The following is an 18,250-nucleotide window of genomic DNA, read 5'->3' as shown; positions in this document are numbered from 1 at the left end:
TACTCCACCTATCTTCCTATGGAATTTAGGTGGATATAAATTTGTATATACTATGAAAGTATAATCTAAATACTAAACCTAAAACGAAATTTATTCGGCTTTTCAAAGGTTAAATTACTCACTTACATAATTTATGATTTTTTAAAACACGATGTATATGACATAATGCAGAAAAAAGGAGAAATTAAATCTATCCTTATATCTAAAATAATTATTTTTTCAATTCATTAATAGTCTTTTTTATAGCACTCTTGAAGCTCAATGTCCAATCGCACTCAATTATCACATTAGAAAGTAAATAGTAATTATTTAGGAGGAATGTACTTAGTTATTATCTAATAAAATAATTAAGGGTGTTTAATAAGTGCTAGAAAAAATGATTCTAAAGGAAGAGACCTCTATAGCAATATCATTAGAAGTATCCTCAAAATCTAATTATCTATTTATTATTTTTAGTTAAAAATCATACTTTAATAAGAAATTATCAGTTTCTAAATTATACTCTTTATTATCATCAGTAATTAAAGTAATTTTTAAAGTTTTTCGTTTTAATAAAAAATTAAATAGAGTAGTATTAATGCTAATTTTAAAAACATTTACTACACGTACTGAATACTGCCCCATTTTTTTCTTATAATTAACATTACTACCACTATCAATTTGGGAATAAGCCACTCTTGAAGATTTAAATCCTTCTTGGTTAACCATATGATATTGATTGTATATTTTAGCATTTATTCCATCAAAAATAACATTTTGAAAATTCATTAAAAATCCATTATCAATTACAACGAACTCCATGTAATAAGATGGATAAAAATCCGTCAGATTTCTTTTACCCCCCCCCTCGTCTAGTCTTTTAAAACTTTCAGAGTAAACATTTACATCTAATTTTTTGAAAAATACGCTTTTAACATTCCCAGAAGCAAATTTTTTAAAATAACATTTTCGCATAATAACACTATCTGCGGGACTTGCTGAATAATATAGTCCTTCACCTTCCTCTAATCTATGCAAATAAAACATTTAAAACAACCAAACAAAGACTACACAATAAAAAATTAATACCCCAATAAGCATTATTAATAAAATGTATTTACTGCTATTATATATATAGCCTCAAATCAACCTATTCCTCTTCTCAAAATTAAATCCTCAAGAAAAATTCTTGACACTCTTTCTATATTCTTCAAGAAGATCAAAGAATTTTTTCAACTTTTCCACACTTAATTTTAAAAAAACATTTCGTATAACACCTGTTCCTCTCTCTATACATTGAACACAAAAATTAATCCCATCCTCCTCTCTTACAAGCTCTGATATTTTTAAATATTCATCTTGAGAATTTAGGTCAACAAAAAATCCTGTCTTTTGTATTGAATCGTCAAAATCCAAAATATACTGTCCTTCTTCAAACCTTAATTCTTTATTAGACGTAAACAAAACCTCGGGCTTAATATCAACGCCATTAAGGGAAACACTTAAAAGATTAAAAGGCTCCTTACCTGTTATAATCTCAAAATCTAAATAAAATCTCTCACTAGCATCCTTATTGCAATCATAAATAATAGCAACAGATCCCAAATGATTTATCAAAGTAATCTTAAACTTAATCGCATTTGTATTACTATGATTTACACCCTCAATCTCCTCTGAATAAACAGAAGATCTACTAATAGGTGTATTTACAATAAATAATAAAACCAAGCTTAAAGAAATAATAATCAAGATGGACAAACTTATATTAAAAAACGGGTCTCATTCTCAATAAAAAGAATAAGAAGTATAATTATTTACGTAATTTTACTTCAAATTTATTTTCAAAACAAATTACAATTTTAAGTAATTGTGTTTTTTATTTTTTATAATGTTACATATAACATATTTATAATATATTGAGCTATGCCTTCTCCTAAGATCTATATGCTTTGAAAAAAAGTTGCAAGCAATGATCTAAAAGGTAGATAGGGAGCTTTATAGACTATTTAAAGCAAAAAGAATACATTATAATACTTTATTATATATCGAAATTATGGCTATTTCTATTTACGTATAAATAACTCGACAATAATAGTTCACTACATTGAAATAGAACACACTATTAGGGCTTAAAGAAATTCTCTTATTTAAAGAGATCTTCCTTAAGCCCCATAATTGTAAATGAACCAAACAGGTAGCCGTAATGAAAACTTTTTTCATTTACTACGCTATTTTTATTATAACTTAACTTTGAATTAAAATCAATTTATATTTATACAAAATTAGTATTTCCCTAATTCCCAAATTTAAACAAATTTTTAGTTTTTATGGTTTTTTTATAAAAGTATTTACTTTTATAAAAAATTGTGCATAATAACATATTATACATTACCAAACAGGAGATTAAAAATGCAAATTTTATCAAAAAATACAAAAAGCACAAATTACCACAACAAGCTACAGCATAAGTTAATAGTTCTTATCTCAACGCTTAACTATATAAATAGTAAATTTAAGAAGTATACTCAAAAAAACATACTATATTACTTTAATGGAAATCTAAAAAGAAATAATCAGCCAGCCGTTAAATTAAAGACAATGCAAAATTATCTTTACAAATTAGAGAAAGAATTAAAAGTAACAACTAACTACTATAAACACCTGGGAGTAAATTTTGGAACTGAAATTTACTATAAACTTAATTATCCTAAAAAAGAGTGTTATCTTATCATAAATCAATATTTTAAAGAAAAAAAAGACTCTAAGTTTAAATTTAGAGTTGACAACTATCTTAAATCCAAATTTAATAAAAATGGGAGTGTAGATTTAGGGGAGTGTTTTAATAATAGTAATAATATTAAAAAAGAAGAAAGAAAAAAACAAATAGAAAAATTTCAAATCAAAAATTATTACAGTAAATGTAACTTTATGTCTAAAAAAACTTTCTCCATACTAAATTTAGATCTTAGTAAAAAAAGATTGATTGAGGTGCTTAGAATTATAAAAAGAATTGAAATTAACCTAACAAAAAACAAGAAAATAACCTTAAATAAATATCCTTTCAAAGAGCAGCAAGAAAAATTAAAAAAAATACTAATAAATACACAAAAGTTATTAGAACAAAAAGGATATAACACAGAACAATTAAAAACAAACATACAAAAAGTATATGAAAATTATAAAAACAAACCACATTTTATTATTGAAAATAAAAAATATAATGATTTAAGTAAAGTGAAACTCAAATTAGAAAAATCAATCGAAATAAACAAAGAAAACTCACAAAAAAATTACGACAATAAAAAGATAAACGTTTTTAATATTCTTGTTGAACGACTAAAGGAGCAGAAAAATACTGGAGCTCTAAAGACAATTATAAAAACTTATTTGAATAGCAAAAATAAATTAGAATATAAGGAGGTATTTGATAATACCTATTATTATGAATTATTGGAAATAATTCATAAGGAAAAAAAATCTTCAATGTTAAAACAAGGTGTATAAAAGTTTGACATGCAAGGCATAGAAAAATTAATACAAGTAAACAAACCGATAGTTAAACGTTCAAATAAAAAAGATCTTTTTATAAAGATTGAGAAAGATGGCGATAAAACAATGTATCACACAAAAGTAATGATGGATATTTACAAATTTGGACTCAATAAGAAAAAAAACAAATGTCGTATATCATTAAGAGGATTATTTAATCAATCAAAAGTTGAAGAATTTAATTTATTTGCATTAAAAGCAGACGATAAATTCTTAGGCATTTATTATGGCTATAAAAGACTAATAAATAAAATTCCTGTAAGGTACGAATTTAACGGAGTTAAAAAATCTTATTTATTGTCAAAAACATATTACCTAGAGTTTAGATTTAAAAAAGGGAGCATCTTTTGCTACTTTAAGAGTCTATTTAGGTTGCTAAAAAAAGAACAAATAAATGTTCCTTATAGTAAAACATTATTTGGTATGTTTACAGCACTAGAAAAGCAAGTATACGAATTTTATGATAAAAAATACCCACAAAAAGGACCTCTTATAAAATGGATAGAAAAAAATTGGATAAAAAACCAAATATTATAGCTATTGCTTCAATCAAAGGGGGAGTTGGGAAAAGCACCTCAGCAATAATGTTTTCAACGATTCTTAATAAAACCAATAAGGTACTACTTATTGATCTTGATCCGCAAAATGCAGTTACAAGTTATTTTATAACTCAAGATCATCCTAGAATGGAATTAATTAATATTTATAATTCTTATTCTTTAATAAAGAAAGAGAAAACTTTTAAGGATGTTGTTATTAATATATCTAAAAATTTAGATTTTATTCCAAGCTATTTAGAACTTGCCAAATTCAGTAAAGAAGGGAATCAGTTCAAAGAGCTTATGCTTAGAAATGCACTGTACAATTATTTAGAAGATTATGATTATGTGATAATTGACACTCCTCCAAGTTTATCATCAGAGCTTGACAATGCTCTTGTGATTGCAGATAAAGTTGTAATACCGGTCCCGCTTGAAAGATGGGCAGTTGAAAATTTACCATTATTAATAAATCAGATAAAGGAACTGGAAAATAATTTTATAGGCAAAGAGACCAAAATTATTTATATTTTTGCGTCTAAAGTTGAAATAGGCAGAGTTGCTTCAAATGAGATTATGGCAGCACTAAAAGCAAAATATTTAAATAAGTTTATTGGAGAAGTTCATAAAAGTGAAGCTTTAAAAAAGGTAATAGATTATGCTATAGAACCAAAACAAAACGAAAATTATTATAAAGAATACTTAAAAATTTTAGAAAAAATCTACTTTTTTAAAAGTACAGTGACTGAACTTTTTTAGAAAGAGGTTTAAAAAATGGCAAAAACTAAAAAAATAGTAATAAATAATAGAATTATAGGAAGCAATACTTCTATTAATACTGAAGAACTAAACAAAAAAGAATATGAGCTTTTAAAAAACGAGCTTAAAAATAGAATCGAAGATGATATTAGAAATAAAATAAATACAATGAAAATTTTACTAAAAATTAGAAATGGGAAGCTTTATGTTTTAGATGGATATAAAAGATTTGAAGATTTTATTTTTGAATTTAAAATAGCCAGAACTCAGGCGTATAAGTATATTAAAATAGCAAAACTCCTTTTTGAAGGAAAGCTTAAAGAAGTTAATATTATAGAAAATGGAATCGATAAAACTTTATTTAATTTAATGAAAGATAAAAAAGTTAAGTCTAGAGCAAATTTAATAAAACCGCTTAGGGTTAGGCTAGAAACCCAAGAAGCATGTGATTTTTATAGAAAAAATCCGAAGTTCACCAACCAGCTTCTTGAAGATTTTTACCAAAAAAACAAAGAACAACTTATTAAAAAATTAGAACGATATGAAAATAAGTAAAATAGTATGTTGCTTTATACTGGCTATAGTATAAAAAAAGGTCGTTAGCTTTTACTAACGGCCTTTTTCAAGGCGCTAGGTTCATAATTTATTATATCAACCATTAACACCAAAAATATATGCTAAAAAATGAAAAATATTAAGCGATTTGAAAATTTTTTTATATTTTTCTACTTTACCATTCTAAAGGTCATCAAATGTTTTTTTGATTTCAGTATTCTAACTAATTTTTTAACATCAAGCAAATCTTCATTGAAATTGCAGTAAAAATTTATTTATAACCGTATCGCTTTGGCTTTTTTGTAATTTAGTAATTTTTTCTGTAATAATTTTGGCCTTAAGTTTGTGCGTAGATTTTCATCTATTGATGCAGGAGCGATTATTTCTAATTCGGGTTGATTAAACTCCACTAGACATTGCCCTTGAGTTTGGTATATATGTCGGGTTATTTGAATAAATCGTGCACTGCCACGAGCAAGTTTTATCTCCTCTTCGATAGATGCGGCTGATTTTACTGCTACAATTCTTTTTATTTTAATATTTCGTCTAAAATTTTCTGTACCCTTTCCTAAATTACTGGCTTTACTGGAAGACCAAATGCTAATATTTACCTTATTAACTTCGGCTTGTGCTTTTATTCGCTCAGTTTATAGTTTAAAAAATAAAATCAATAATTTCTTGTACTAAATAACCAATAAAAACTCTAAAAAATACGTTATTAAACTATAAAGATTTTAAAAATTATCTAAAATACGATTATGAAGTAAATATATTAAGGGATTTCTCTTATTTAAGCTAAAACTTTATAAAAATAAAATTCATTTTATGAGAAAAATTGCACCCTATAAAACTGATTTCTATTCCATTGTTGAAGAATTTAAAGATATATATATATTCTAATAAATGGAAAATAAAAAAAATAACTAGTTTTTTAGGATATGCTGGTATATTAGCTAATAATATTTTATCTGACATTTTAACAAAGGGATAAAAAATTGAGTAGTTTGCTTAAAAAACTTAAAAGAAAGAAAAATAATTTTAAAAAAGAATTTTATTTAATAGAATAGAAGAAATAGATAGTAGAAAGAGCCGCTATATAAAAATTTCTAAACATTTTAGTTGGTTTTAGAATTACAAACAAGGGAGAAAGACTAAGGCTAGCTTTTCAGGAGTTTAGCAATACTAAAGATTTTCTTTTTTCAATCTTTTCCCTTTAAAAAAGTATGATGAGTTTTTAGAAATAAGATACAGGTAGATAGACTTAGTAAACCCTTTTTTCTTAAAAAGGAAAATAATAAAACTTATGCGATAAAAAACTCTATTATATAGAATTTAACTTTAAAAATGGTTCTATTAAAGCATATGTTTAATCCTTAAGAACGCTTTTAAGAAAAAATAAAGAAAACGCAGAATATTATTAATTTAATTTATCACACTTAAAAAAATGGGGAAAAAGCATATGAATTTTATAATAAAAAATTGAAAAATGAGAGAGTTGTAAATAAATGGATCAAAAACCTAATTATAATAACAATGGCGAGTTTAAAAGGGGGGTGGTAAAAGCTCGCTATCCATACTTTTTTCTTATGCTCTTAAAAATTTAAATAAAAAAGTATTATTAATTGATTTTGATTCACAAAATTCTTTAAGTTCTTATTTCTCTCAGTAGAAATTTCTTTTTAAAGAATGCTTTTAAATATTACAGACCACATTATTATTCCAGTTTAAGTAGAAAGGTGGTCAATAGAAAGCTTAAAGGCAAGATCTATTTCCCCAATAGCATAAAAGTCTTTGCAAATGAACTTATGGGATCTTATTCAAAAGAAGGTTATTATAAAGAAGTAAAGGAGATTTTACGAAATATTCTTTTTTTATAGGGGAGATGAACAAAAGGCGCTTAGGTTACTGTATAAATTTTACTAGGCGATAAAGAGAATTTATATTCTTAAGAGGAAATTGATAGTTTTATTCTTGGCAATTTTTAATTTTATTTAAACTCTATATACAATAATCTTTTTAGAGAAATTAAAAGGAAATCAGAATGCAAGGATTTTTAAATATAATAGGGAAATAGGCAAGTTTTTGGAGCCAATAATAAAAAACTCAATAAAATAGAAAATTAATATATAAAGCTTTTAAAATAGTGTTTGTAAAGCCATGTTTATATAGAAGTGTCAAGAGCAATGAAATTATTAAAAATGTAGTATTATAGATATCAAAATGACAATAAATCTAAAGATGATATATTTTATTATTTTGCGGTTAATTATAAAAATATAATTCTGGGGAAAGTGTCAATTAGCGTCATGCAAAAAGAAATTTTTAGGAAAAGTATTAATAATTTAGGATGGTATGAGTTTGTAAGAGAATTATTATATAAATCGAGTCGGGATAAGATTATATTTTTACAGAGTATACAAATTTTTTTCATGAACTAAATTATGTAGTAATTATAATATTAAAAATATCATTCTAAAATTAAATGATATTAGGTGAAATTTTAATAATTAATAATATTATCTATAATAAAGAAATAAATGCAACTCTAAGTCTCAAGTCTTGTTTATTTATAGAAATAAATTAAGGAATATCTTAGGAATGGTAAAAATTATCAAAAAAAACAAAAAGCAGTAACAATAAATAAAGATATTAACTACTAATACATAGTATTAGTAGTATTTTTTGAGTTAAACTATGAGAAAAAACGATAAAAATACGAACTTACAGATTTTAATGAAAGAAAATATTATATTTTCATGAAAATTTTTATAATAGAGAGATAAAATAGTTAAATTTATAAAAGCAATTGCCCGAGTTAGACATAGAATGGGAAGAGCTTGCAGAAATATATTAATGTAAGCAATGCTAAGGGGGAGTAAATTATTGATTAGATAATATTAAAAGGCTATAGGAGAAATAAATTGTGTATAATAAACTTTCATAAAGACTGTTTTTTGATATTAATGAAGCAAATATCAATGCCAAAACCCACAAATATAGGCGCAAATTATAAGCTTTAATAATTAATTATGTGCTGAGTATTTTTTACTTTTTTGATAACGCTAATCATTTTGTTTGTATTATTGTCTTACAAGATGTATGAGTTTTGTTATGGAAATTTGAAAAATTAGATACTCTAGAATAATAAGAATGAGTTTTATTATTGTTATTATCTAATTTTTGAGAATCTTTAAATCCCACAGACTCCTTTTTAGTTAAGCATTTATAATTTGAATCATTCATGTAGTTCTTCCCTACTAAATTGGGAATATTATTCCTTTTGTTTTGAAGGGTATTCTCTGATAAATCACAACCTAATAATAAAAGGTTTATAATGCTATATAGTAATGAAATAATAAATTTTTTGCTCATAAATATCTTTTCCTAATCCTGATTTTAATAATCAAATATTACTTTATGAAAACTCTAAAATAGTATAAACAAACATACGCTAGGAGCCAATTAGTAAATTCTATCATAATAGATATTGCCAATTTTACCCTTTTACGGAATATATATAATTGGTTTTAATTTATATTTACTTTTTTGAATTTTATCCTTAAAAATTTTATTTTAAATTAATCATTTTTTCAATAGTTATTATTTTTTATTTGTTGAGTTGCCGGGTTTTAATTTTTTAACTATTAGCCGAATCAATATTTTTAAAACTATTGGTTTAGTTCTAACTTCTAAAAAAATCGTAAAAATAAAAAAAACTAACCAAGATAACAATTTGTATTGCAAAAATTAATGAATGACTTTTGTATATTAAAAAGGCATAATTATTATTAATATTTTCTAACATTTTTTACTTTTGTTTATGAATTACATACATACATTTGTGATAAAAAAACTTTTAAAACAAATAAACCCATGTTATTACAAATAATAGTACAATGCTAGAGTATTTAATATTTTGTAAAAATTTTGACAATTATAAATTTTGTAATATACTTGTTAAGTATATATAGCAAATAATTAAAGAAAAAATTACTTCTACTACTTCTACTACTTCTACTACTTCTACTACTTCTACTACTTCTACTACTTCTACTACTTCTACTACTTCTACTACTTCTACTACTTCTACTACTTCTACTACTTCTACTACTTCTACTTTCTTTTAAAGGAGTATTAATTTATTTGTTTAAGTTTTTTCCAAGCACTTTTATTAGTGTTTATACTATTTATTTTTTACATTAATTTTATTTTTTAACACTAAATATATTATCTTTGTGTAAGGTCTTTCCCATATTTGTTATTTACTATTTTAGTGAATTCATTTTTTCTTTTAAAACTTTAAACAAAATTGTAATTAATAATATTATTATGGCGTAAAAAAGATACACTGATAATTTTTATATATTGTGTTGATAGCAATAAAATATCAAAGTAAATTAATAATTTTAAAGATTATTTCATTTTTTTATAGTTGAACTTTTAATTTGTTAAAATCCACAATAACTTGTTTTCTGCTTTAGGTTTTTCTTTAAAATTGATTACTGTAGTAGCCTATTTTGAATCAAGATAATTTTTGACACCATTGATTTTAAATTTACACTATTTGTCTTGTTATTAAGATGATCAAATTTTATATCGAATTGCCTGAATTGTTTTTCTAAATTCTCTAAATTTTTATAAGCAAGCTCATTGTTCTATGTCTTTTTGATAGATCTTGTATTGGTTGTTTTATTCCCAATAGTAGGAATTTTTTTATATTTTGTCTTCAGCAATATTTATTATTGACATTGTTTCATAATTCGACTATATATACAAATATATTAGTATTATAATTCAAGCAATAGTAGCATAATTTTGGAATTAACTATTACTGTAGTTTAAAAGTGACGCTTCTTTGATCATTTTGAATTTCAAAAAGCCATAATAATAAGACGATGTTTTTAGAGATTTTAATCTTTTCTATGCCTTCCTTTACAGTCCCGCTATTATGCTTCTTTATTTTGAGTCTTATTATATTTATGATTATTAAATGCTTCTTACTATATTCTTTAACTCCATAATGTTCACTTTAATGATCCTTTACTATTCTTTTATATATTTTTTTTACAAGATCTTAAAACATGTTTCTTTAAATATCCTAATATAAAGATACTCCCATTTTTATGCTTTATCATCATTTAATCTTTATATTTCAACTTATTTAAAGGCTATTCAAAAAGTATACTAATTTGTAGTGAATACTTCTTTAATGAAATCTAGGGATTATTCAAGACATTAAAATTAATTTGATTGGTTATTTTAATGTTTTATAGTGTATTGATACTATAAAACATTATTTATGCTTGATTGTATTCATAAAATCTAAGGGTTATTCGAGAGGATATTTCCGGCTTACCATACATGGGGTTTTTAGATGAATTTTCTGTAATATATTTCAAGTAATTTATTTTTTTCCCATTGTTTAATTATATTTAAATAATAAGTAATTGGTATTGATGATGAAATAGCAATTTTAATACAGTTGAGAAGTCCAAACGAAATCCAATAAAATCTATTAAGATTTCAACTTAAAAGTCAGGAATGTTATAATTTTTATAAGAGTAATGTCAAATTCACTGGGTATTTTTTTAGAGAAATCATTTAACAATAAAAAAGAAGTAAAGAAAAAAATATTAAAAAATATATAAAGAATTAAAATAATAATAATAATAATAATAATAATAATAATAATAATAATAATAATAATAATAAGGCAATTTATTGATTATAAAAACAAAATCAATTACCTATTAATTAAAATTTATATTTATTGCTTTTTTATTATTTCTTTTAATTATTAGTACTTTATAAATAAGGGATTTGGTTAAGTTCTTAAGAAGAGAATTTAACTAGGTTCCAATTTCTTTTTGCAAAAAAAGTTTTGCTACTATTAATGGCAAAATAAGGGGGAGTGTCAATTATGACAAATATATTTAAATAATCCACAAAAAATATAAATAATATTTTAAATACGCGATCTAAAATGCGCGGTGTTAATCATCAGTAAAATTTTGTTAGATATGGGGTAGTTAAAGAAAAATACTGTTTCATAAAAGAAAAAAATAAATCAAGCAAGATAGATAAAAAATTGCCAGGAACAAGTGGTAGATAATGTGTATGCTATTTAAAGGAGAATTTATATATGCTTAAGTGTAAAAGATAAGCTTATAAAGCTTATTGAAGATTTAGTAATAAAAATTGATTTTACCATTCTGGAATTGAGCTTGATTGGGCAAAGGAATTCGTAAAGTAGCATGCTGACAACTCCAGGTAAAAATGTACTGGTATCTGTTAATTTTTATTAAAATCATGAAATTAAATATTCGAGTTTTGATAAAGTTTAGTTCATAGTTTATCGGATGTTCTTTGAGTGATTAATAAGTAAAAAATTATAAAATATAAATAATTTTATTTATATTTTATAATAATTGAATTATTATTATAAGTAATATTAATTAAGAATCATTATTATTTATGATATATATTCTTAACGAAAGTAAAGGAGAATATTTTTATGAGAAAAAATTTGTTTTTATACACATTATTAACGATAGGATTGATATCTTGCAGCCCAGATTCTAAATTATTTGGGAGTAAAGAGCAAAAAAATAACAAAGATATAAAAGAAGTTTTGGGCAGCGTTCAAGGAAATGCTATTAATAAGTTATATGGTAATCAAGAAGAAAAAAAAGGTTTTAAAAATAAAAATTTTGAGGAATTGAAAGATGTGGGGATAATTCTTACTGAAGGTTCTACAAATCCTTCAGTAAAAGAGTCCATAGAGGTGTTATCTGAGTCTTCTTCGGATTTAGAGCCTGTTGTAGAATCTTTTTTGGAAACCGCGGGGTCTGGAGTATTGGATGATAAGGCTGACATACCAAATATTATAATTGAGCATGATCAAAAAAAAGAGATAAAAAAAGATGATTTAATTCCTTCTACTAGGGAAGAAAAGAGAGCGGATCAAGCAATTAAAGAGATAGAGAATATTATTGGAGGTTTAGGGTTTCCCAAGTTAATCGAGAATGTGTGTTCGCTTAAAAATGAATATACTTTAATAAAAAGTGATTTTTATGAGGTAAAGACTGAGGTCAGGGATAAAAAAACATTACTAATGAGAAATTCTGGTAGCAATAATTATGGAATAAAGGAACTGGGACAATTGGAAAATGATTTAAAGATAGATGATGAACTTGAAAATATTATGGTTAGCATTGAGGTTGCAGAACAATATATAAGATCCGCAGCTTCCTTTTTTGATGAAGCTAAGAAAAATTTAGAAGAAGGTATTATTAAAAGATTGAAGCGTGAAGATAAGGAGGCAGCACAGTTATCTAAATCGGCTGCATATAAAGCAGAGGATGCTTTAGAAAATTTAGAATATTATACTTCTAAAAAAGTTGAGGGAATGGGGAGAAAGAGGGCTATAAGAGAACTTATTCAACGTGCAAAAACTATTTTAAGCAAGTTTAAATAAATAAAAAAATATATAAATATATTAATATTTATATATTTAATATTAGGGTCTTCTTTGAAAGAAGCCCCTACCTAATATGTTATAAAAGGCCCCTCCTTCCTTCTCTTCTTAGAAGGATTCCATTTTGGTTAAATCTACTCCTATTCTACTACTTAGATTTATGTTTTTTCCAAATTTCATATTTTTTCTTTCAACTGAGCAAGCTCTTTATTTACTTGATTCATCTTAGCTTGAAGATCTTCTTGATACTTTTTCGCATTCTTAAACATGCTTTCTGCATTATTCATTGCTTTTCTAGCTTCTTTCATCCAATAAAAGTAAGAATAATCATAATATGCTATAGAAGAACTGTCATCTTTGGTTTCTCCTAAAGCATCAACTGCTCTTCTCTTTGCATTTTCAAAACCATTCCTGGCAATTTTTAATACACTAATTGCATCACTATAACATACTTTGTCAGCATAATCCCTACTATTTTTAGCCTTAACAATTGCTTTGTGCAGGTCGGGCAATAATCTTCTCTTAGATTTACTAATCCCAGAGGTTCTTCTTGCTTTCTGAAGATCAGATTCAGCAGTATCAATCTTAGTTTTTATTGCATCAAGCTCTGACCTTATCTTATTTAAACTAGCAGTCATTTTATCAGTCTCTGCTATATAAAAAGAGGCTTTATTCTCAATATTCTCAGCTTCCTTAGCTTTATTAGCAACTTGTTCAGAATAATTATAACTAGCATTCTCACTGCTAGTTGATCTACCAACCGAAAGCTTTATATTTATGTTCTTTTCCATCTGTTTTTCTAATATATTTCCTTTTTGCTCACTTTTTCTTCCTTCAATTACGCTCCTAGTCTTATACCCACTTCTACCACTATCTTGTACATAATAAGTTGAAGTATCAGTTTCTACATTATCAGCAGACTCCACAATTAATTCCCTCTTTTTCAAATACTCCTTTTTACTATCTAAAGACCCTTCCTTTTTATCTGCCAACTTTTCATATAGCTTGCACGACGTAAAATTGTTACTAATTAAACTAATTGCGATTAAAACTTTAACTATTAATCTCATTTTACCTCCTATACATATTGGAATAATATACCATAACAGCTTAATTAACTTTATTGCTTTTATCTTTATCAAAAATCTATAAATTAAGTAGTAACTAAATGAAACTTTACTTTTCTATCACTCTTTCTTGATACTATTTTGTTAATTTAAACACATCTTATATTTAGTTTGTTTACTAAGATATTGCATTTACATCTTCTCTATTAATTAATTAGCTATTATATTGATTAAATCATAAAACACTAAATAGCCATATAAGATAATTTTCTTCTGCAAACGTACAATCAGACTTCACAAATTTCTTAGAAACTTTTCTAAGTTTAGAACATGTAATATAAATAATATTTGGTAAAATAACTAAATAAAAAGGGGGGCTTAATGATAAGAATCAATATGTATATTTTACTACTAGCAACAATAATGTTTGTATTTTGCAAGTTTTTTGGAAAAAATATCACAAGTAAAGAAGGAGCTTCCTTGTTTGACACTACTAGCAATATTAGTAATTCAGGTTCAGTTGTTTCGGGACAACAAGAGGAAAATAAAAATGATGTTACAGGTGGTAAAGCTGCTTTAGCTTAAGTTGATGTTCATGATAGTAGCTTTGCTATGCTTGCTGATGATTCTGATACTAATGCTAGTTTAGAAAAGCAAGGAAAAAAGGATGCTAAATAAGACAGGGATAAGCTTAATAATTTTTTAAAAAAACTATAACATATCGATGTAATTTAGATACTATTTATAACAAATATACAAAATCTTATAATGCTATTAATACCTATACCGGTTGTAACAATTATAGTATTGGGTGTTTTAGCAAAGGGTCCCTTCTGAAAGGCGTAGTCAAGCCCTTGATGCATTAAAAAACATTAAATCTAGACAAAGAATATTCTAATCTTAACAATGTGCTAAAAAAGCTGTTTCTGTTTATAACAAAAAAGATTTAGAAGATACAATAGAAGAGTATAAGAAAGCTATAAAATAGGCTAGTGAGGCTGAAAGTAAAATAAAGACAGTAGAAGATCATCAAGAAGCTATAGATGCTGATGGACCTAAAAAGAAAGAAAATATGGTGCATTTAAAAAATGTTAGAAATCTTCTTCCTGTTATTAAAAAGACTATAGAAATAGCTAGCATAGCTTATGCCAATGCTTATGCTTCTTTAACATCTTGTGTATCTTCTATAGAATTTAAGCAAGCTGTTAAAGATTTTAGTGTTGCTGCAAATCAATATGCTAATGGAAAAGGAGACCATGCTGTTGATGTTATTGTAGGTGCTATTACTAGTATTTATGGTGAATATAAGGGTGGATTTGAAAGAGTAAAAATTTTTGCTAGAAAGGAGACAGACAAAGAGATAGAAAAGATGATTACCGCTATTGATAATCTATACTTTGTTTATAAGAAAGTTAAGTCTTAAATAATTAATAAGATAAGCAATAATTAAGCTTAAAAAGACAGGATTTTGCTCCCTTAATACCCTATTGGATTACTAATTTTTTGGTGCAATCCTTTTGTGTGCTTGGTTGCTTGAAATTTTTTATTTGAATAGCTTAAATAAGGAAAAGGGAGTATTATTATTCACAATAAACCGAATACGATAGTGTTATTATGCTCAAATATTCTTTTAAAGAATTTGATTCTGGAAATGTTAAAAGCCTATTCTTCAAAAAATTAGATGTAAATGTTTACTCTGAAAGTTTTAAAAGATTATCCTAGGAGGATAACGAAATCTTACAGATTTTTATTCATCTTATTACATGGAACTTGTTGTTGTAATTGATAATGGATTTTTAATGAGGTCAATATGTCAAGAAAATAAAAAAGGGGATATTTTTGATTATGATGCTTAATTATAATTCGTTATTGGTTGTAGAAGGTATTTAAGATAGTGTTAAATAGTAAAAACCAAATTGGAGACTTTGCAAAAATAAGTAAAATTTCTTAGAAATTAAATCAAAAGTTAAAAACTTTAAGGCAACAAAATGTTGAGTTATGATAAAGTTCTTTTTATCTTCTTTATAAGTAATTTTATCTACATACTATTATGGTTTTCAGAATGCTTGTTAGTATCACTATCAAATTGTTGAATTTTTCTAGATTTTCTGAATTGTTGTAGCTGTTTGTTTTTTAAAACTTCTGAGTGGTAAGGCTCTTTGTTTTTTTGGATTTTTAAGAGTGGGGCTACTCTGTTTAGTTTGTTTAGATTAACATTACCAATAGGTGTACATGATATGCAAATTGAAGTTAATATTATTGTAATAATGCTAAGATCAATGATATTAAATAAATTTGATATTAAAAATTTAATTTCTACTTTTTGTTTTTGGACTTAGATTGTATGAATAAAAAAAAGAGAAGAATTAACTTCTCTTTAAAAAAATATCAAGTGCAGAATATTATTTTTTATAGATTTTATTTGGTATATAAAGGGTAATATGGTAGTATTTATCTTTTATGTGAGTTGCTAGATTTTTTAGATTGGTTTTAAGGTTGTTGGAATCTTTGCTATAAGCTTCAATGGTTGCGTTTAAGGTTTTTGCGAAATTTTGTTTTCCCTTTAAACTAAGTTCCATATCTTGTAGCAGCTCTTCGGCTTTTTTTTTGCTTAAATCTTCTATTTTTATTGAATGTAGTTTTTCTATATCAAGTTGAATATCCCTAGATGTTTCAAAAAACATATCAGCTATTCGTCGGTTTTGATAATTGTTATCAAGTTTTTCAAGAATTTCTTTTAATGTCAATATTTTTTCTTTTTCGTAATTTAAGGATGAGTAAATTATTCTTTTTAATATCATTTTTGTAATGTGCATAAAATACTCATGGTTTTTAAGTTTAAAAGTTTCTAGGAAATCATATTGTGCATCAATATTAGCTATTTGTATATCTTCTTGTTTTTTTTGATCTTTCAGATCTTTATTAATTTTTGCTAATTTTGGGGGCAAGATTTTTTCTTGAGGGTTTTGATTTGAATATTTTGGATTTTGAGATTCATTTTTAAGATTTTGATTATTTTCTGCTGGATTTTTTGAATTGGAACGTCTTTTTGTTTTTTTTAGCTTTCTCGGATTGGTGTGGTTCTTTAGCTTGTTTGGATTAACGTTGTCAAGAGGTGCACATGATATACAAATTGATGTTAATATTGCTGCAATAATGTTGAGCTTAATGATATTTAATTTATTTTTTTTCAAAATGTTCTCCTTTTATATTAAATTTAGTACTTATTAATTTTTAATATAAAAAAATAATATAATAATTTGATATTATTTTCAAGTAATATCAAAACCTACTTGATATTAAAAATTTAATTTTTACTTTGTGTTTTTGGTTTGGGCTTGGTTAGCTTGTATGAATAAAAAAAGAGAAGAATTAACTTCTCTTTTTAAAAATATTAAGCGCAGAATATTAATTTTTTGTTTGGATTAATCGGCTCGATTTAGTAGATAAAGAGTTTCGTAGTATTTAACCCGTATATGGTTGTAGATTTTTTTACATTGGCCCCGAGTATTATTTTTTTGTTTTAGAGTGCTTATTCATATATTAAGCTAAAAATAGTAAAAGAAAAGCTTCTGGGAAAGTTATTAGAATAGCTCTACTAAAAAGCAGATAGTTTTGGGTAAACAGGGTTTTACAAAAAGGAAATTGTGGGTGATAAAACTATGTTCTATTAGTAAAAGTAAGAAATGGTTCAATCTATTTTCTTCTTTTTAAAAGATGGGGATGGTTTTTTAGGGATATTTTATGGTTTTAGGGAAAATATCAAAAAGCGATGTTCTTTTTAGGGATTAAACTTCTATTTGTAACTTTTCTGAATAATTTTTTGCAACATTTCGTAAATTATACTATATTGAGTTTAGGTTCCACATAGTAAAATAACCTTCGGGATTTTCCATTTCCTTATCATAAATTTTGTAAACCGCTCGTTCTAAATCCTTAAGTCTATGATATAATTGACTGCTAAATGCGTTATATTTACTCCGATTTTGAAGTAAATATACTATCGAATGATAATAGCAAAACACACTGCCTATCTGGAGTTGGAGTTTTTTGCAGAGAAAAATCTTGAAAAATTTCACCTAATTTTTCATTTCCAGCGTATTAAAGTTTTGGATTTAGCAGTTAATGTTTGGGATTTTTTCGTTAAATGTTGTGATATTCAGCATAATCTTTATAATCTTTTTAGATATGAATAAGATATCTATACTAATTAAAAATTATATATATTATTATCTTTTAGTATATATTAAAAATACCTCATCTCTTCTCTTATTATATAAGAAGTTAAATCGATTCGTGATTGGAATAGAAGTGGGATGTTTTAT

At 25.2% G+C, this 18,250-nt stretch carries 16 protein-coding genes and 3 pseudogenes; 12 read left to right on the top strand and 7 right to left on the bottom strand.

What is annotated here, in order from left to right:
* Window positions 1-456: 456 nt before the first annotated feature.
* On the bottom strand, window positions 457-1,026 hold the full coding sequence (locus tag DB318_RS00090; protein ID WP_236840925.1) for a hypothetical protein: 570 nt from the start codon (window positions 1,024-1,026) through the stop codon (window positions 457-459).
* Between the two features lie 129 nt (window positions 1,027-1,155).
* Window positions 1,156-1,737, bottom strand: coding sequence for a hypothetical protein (locus tag DB318_RS00085; protein ID WP_236840924.1), 582 nt, complete (start codon window positions 1,735-1,737; stop codon window positions 1,156-1,158).
* Between the two features lie 651 nt (window positions 1,738-2,388).
* Between DB318_RS00085 and DB318_RS00080 the strand changes: the two genes are divergently transcribed.
* From DB318_RS00080 to DB318_RS06225, 7 genes and pseudogenes are all read left to right on the top strand, one after another.
* Window positions 2,389-3,483 carry a plasmid maintenance protein gene (locus tag DB318_RS00080; protein ID WP_151074087.1) on the top strand — a complete coding sequence of 365 codons (1,095 nt, stop codon included), beginning with the start codon at window positions 2,389-2,391 and terminating at the stop codon, window positions 3,481-3,483.
* A 9-nt stretch (window positions 3,484-3,492) separates the two neighbouring features.
* Window positions 3,493-4,065, top strand: coding sequence for a DUF226 domain-containing protein (locus DB318_RS00075; protein WP_151074086.1), 573 nt, complete (start codon window positions 3,493-3,495; stop codon window positions 4,063-4,065).
* Window positions 4,026-4,826, top strand: coding sequence for a ParA family protein (locus DB318_RS00070; RefSeq protein ID WP_151074085.1), 801 nt, complete (start codon window positions 4,026-4,028; stop codon window positions 4,824-4,826). The genes DB318_RS00075 and DB318_RS00070 overlap by 40 nt, the downstream gene beginning before the upstream one ends.
* 15 nt (window positions 4,827-4,841) lie before the next feature.
* Entirely contained in the window at window positions 4,842-5,381 is a 540-nt protein-coding gene (locus DB318_RS00065; RefSeq protein ID WP_151074084.1) for a chromosome replication/partitioning protein, read from the top strand.
* A 658-nt stretch (window positions 5,382-6,039) separates the two neighbouring features.
* Window positions 6,040-6,372: pseudogene (locus tag DB318_RS05965) on the top strand (plasmid maintenance protein); the annotation flags it as partial.
* Between the two features lie 334 nt (window positions 6,373-6,706).
* Window positions 6,707-6,751, top strand: a complete 45-nt coding sequence (locus tag DB318_RS06230) for a hypothetical protein (RefSeq protein WP_419465844.1) — start codon at window positions 6,707-6,709, stop codon at window positions 6,749-6,751.
* Window positions 6,752-6,914: 163 nt separating this feature from the next.
* Window positions 6,915-7,041 (top strand): annotated as a pseudogene (locus DB318_RS06225) (ParA family protein); the annotation flags it as partial.
* 1,406 nt (window positions 7,042-8,447) lie between these two features.
* Here the strand turns inward: DB318_RS06225 and DB318_RS00050 are convergent.
* The gene (locus DB318_RS00050) at window positions 8,448-8,753 is read right to left on the bottom strand and encodes a DUF5425 family lipoprotein (RefSeq protein ID WP_151074083.1); all 306 of its coding nucleotides are present in this window, start codon (window positions 8,751-8,753) and stop codon (window positions 8,448-8,450) included.
* A gap of 2,182 nt (window positions 8,754-10,935) precedes the next feature.
* Between DB318_RS00050 and DB318_RS05955 the strand changes: the two are divergent.
* Both DB318_RS05955 and DB318_RS00040 read left to right on the top strand, forming a co-directional pair.
* Window positions 10,936-10,986, top strand: a pseudogene (locus DB318_RS05955) (hypothetical protein); the annotation flags it as partial.
* A gap of 909 nt (window positions 10,987-11,895) precedes the next feature.
* Window positions 11,896-12,858 carry a P12 family lipoprotein gene (locus tag DB318_RS00040; protein ID WP_151074082.1) on the top strand — a complete coding sequence of 321 codons (963 nt, stop codon included), beginning with the start codon at window positions 11,896-11,898 and terminating at the stop codon, window positions 12,856-12,858.
* 176 nt (window positions 12,859-13,034) lie between these two features.
* On the opposite strand, the gene DB318_RS00035 is transcribed toward DB318_RS00040, so the two are convergent.
* Window positions 13,035-13,928: a hypothetical protein gene (locus DB318_RS00035; RefSeq protein ID WP_151074081.1), complete on the bottom strand. Its 894-nt coding sequence runs from the start codon at window positions 13,926-13,928 to the stop codon at window positions 13,035-13,037.
* Window positions 13,929-14,306: 378 nt separating this feature from the next.
* Between DB318_RS00035 and DB318_RS00030 the strand changes: the two genes are divergently transcribed.
* From DB318_RS00030 to DB318_RS06220, 3 genes are all read left to right on the top strand, one after another.
* Window positions 14,307-14,510, top strand: coding sequence for a hypothetical protein (locus DB318_RS00030; RefSeq protein ID WP_151073902.1), 204 nt, complete (start codon window positions 14,307-14,309; stop codon window positions 14,508-14,510).
* Between the two features lie 487 nt (window positions 14,511-14,997).
* Window positions 14,998-15,348, top strand: coding sequence for a hypothetical protein (locus tag DB318_RS00025; protein ID WP_236840923.1), 351 nt, complete (start codon window positions 14,998-15,000; stop codon window positions 15,346-15,348).
* Between the two features lie 191 nt (window positions 15,349-15,539).
* On the top strand, window positions 15,540-15,647 hold the full coding sequence (locus DB318_RS06220; RefSeq protein WP_234909371.1) for a hypothetical protein: 108 nt from the start codon (window positions 15,540-15,542) through the stop codon (window positions 15,645-15,647).
* Between the two features lie 316 nt (window positions 15,648-15,963).
* Here the strand turns inward: DB318_RS06220 and DB318_RS00015 are convergent, their stop codons facing one another.
* From DB318_RS00015 to DB318_RS06215, 3 genes are all read right to left on the bottom strand, one after another.
* Complete coding sequence (locus tag DB318_RS00015) at window positions 15,964-16,209, bottom strand: complement regulator-acquiring protein (protein ID WP_272872972.1); 246 nt, start codon at window positions 16,207-16,209, stop codon at window positions 15,964-15,966.
* 118 nt (window positions 16,210-16,327) lie between these two features.
* Window positions 16,328-17,119, bottom strand: coding sequence for a complement regulator-acquiring protein (locus DB318_RS00010; protein WP_151073903.1), 792 nt, complete (start codon window positions 17,117-17,119; stop codon window positions 16,328-16,330).
* Window positions 17,120-17,770: 651 nt separating this feature from the next.
* Window positions 17,771-18,004, bottom strand: coding sequence for a DUF226 domain-containing protein (locus tag DB318_RS06215; protein ID WP_151074080.1), 234 nt, complete (start codon window positions 18,002-18,004; stop codon window positions 17,771-17,773).
* Window positions 18,005-18,250 lie beyond the last annotated feature (246 nt).

This window comes from [Borrelia] turdi, from assembly GCF_008828755.2.
Classification (GTDB): Bacteria; Spirochaetota; Spirochaetia; order Borreliales; family Borreliaceae; genus Borreliella; species Borreliella turdi.
This window is presented reverse-complemented; position numbering and strand designations above follow the sequence as displayed.

What these genes read in the sequence shown, in the direction of transcription:
- DB318_RS00050 (WP_151074083.1), bottom strand. Translation starts at nt 8,753, where the DNA reads ATGAGCAAAAAATTTATTATTTCATTACTATATAGCATTATAAACCTT.
- DB318_RS00030 (WP_151073902.1), top strand. Translation starts at nt 14,307, where the DNA reads ATGATAAGAATCAATATGTATATTTTACTACTAGCAACAATAATGTTT.
- DB318_RS00075 (WP_151074086.1), top strand. Translation starts at nt 3,493, where the DNA reads ATGCAAGGCATAGAAAAATTAATACAAGTAAACAAACCGATAGTTAAA.
- DB318_RS00035 (WP_151074081.1), bottom strand. Translation starts at nt 13,928, where the DNA reads ATGAGATTAATAGTTAAAGTTTTAATCGCAATTAGTTTAATTAGTAAC.
- DB318_RS00090 (WP_236840925.1), bottom strand. Translation starts at nt 1,026, where the DNA reads ATGTTTTATTTGCATAGATTAGAGGAAGGTGAAGGACTATATTATTCA.
- DB318_RS00065 (WP_151074084.1), top strand. Translation starts at nt 4,842, where the DNA reads ATGGCAAAAACTAAAAAAATAGTAATAAATAATAGAATTATAGGAAGC.
- DB318_RS00040 (WP_151074082.1), top strand. Translation starts at nt 11,896, where the DNA reads ATGAGAAAAAATTTGTTTTTATACACATTATTAACGATAGGATTGATA.
- DB318_RS00025 (WP_236840923.1), top strand. Translation starts at nt 14,998, where the DNA reads ATGGTGCATTTAAAAAATGTTAGAAATCTTCTTCCTGTTATTAAAAAG.
- DB318_RS06220 (WP_234909371.1), top strand. Translation starts at nt 15,540, where the DNA reads ATGCTCAAATATTCTTTTAAAGAATTTGATTCTGGAAATGTTAAAAGC.
- DB318_RS00080 (WP_151074087.1), top strand. Translation starts at nt 2,389, where the DNA reads ATGCAAATTTTATCAAAAAATACAAAAAGCACAAATTACCACAACAAG.
- DB318_RS00070 (WP_151074085.1), top strand. Translation starts at nt 4,026, where the DNA reads ATGGATAGAAAAAAATTGGATAAAAAACCAAATATTATAGCTATTGCT.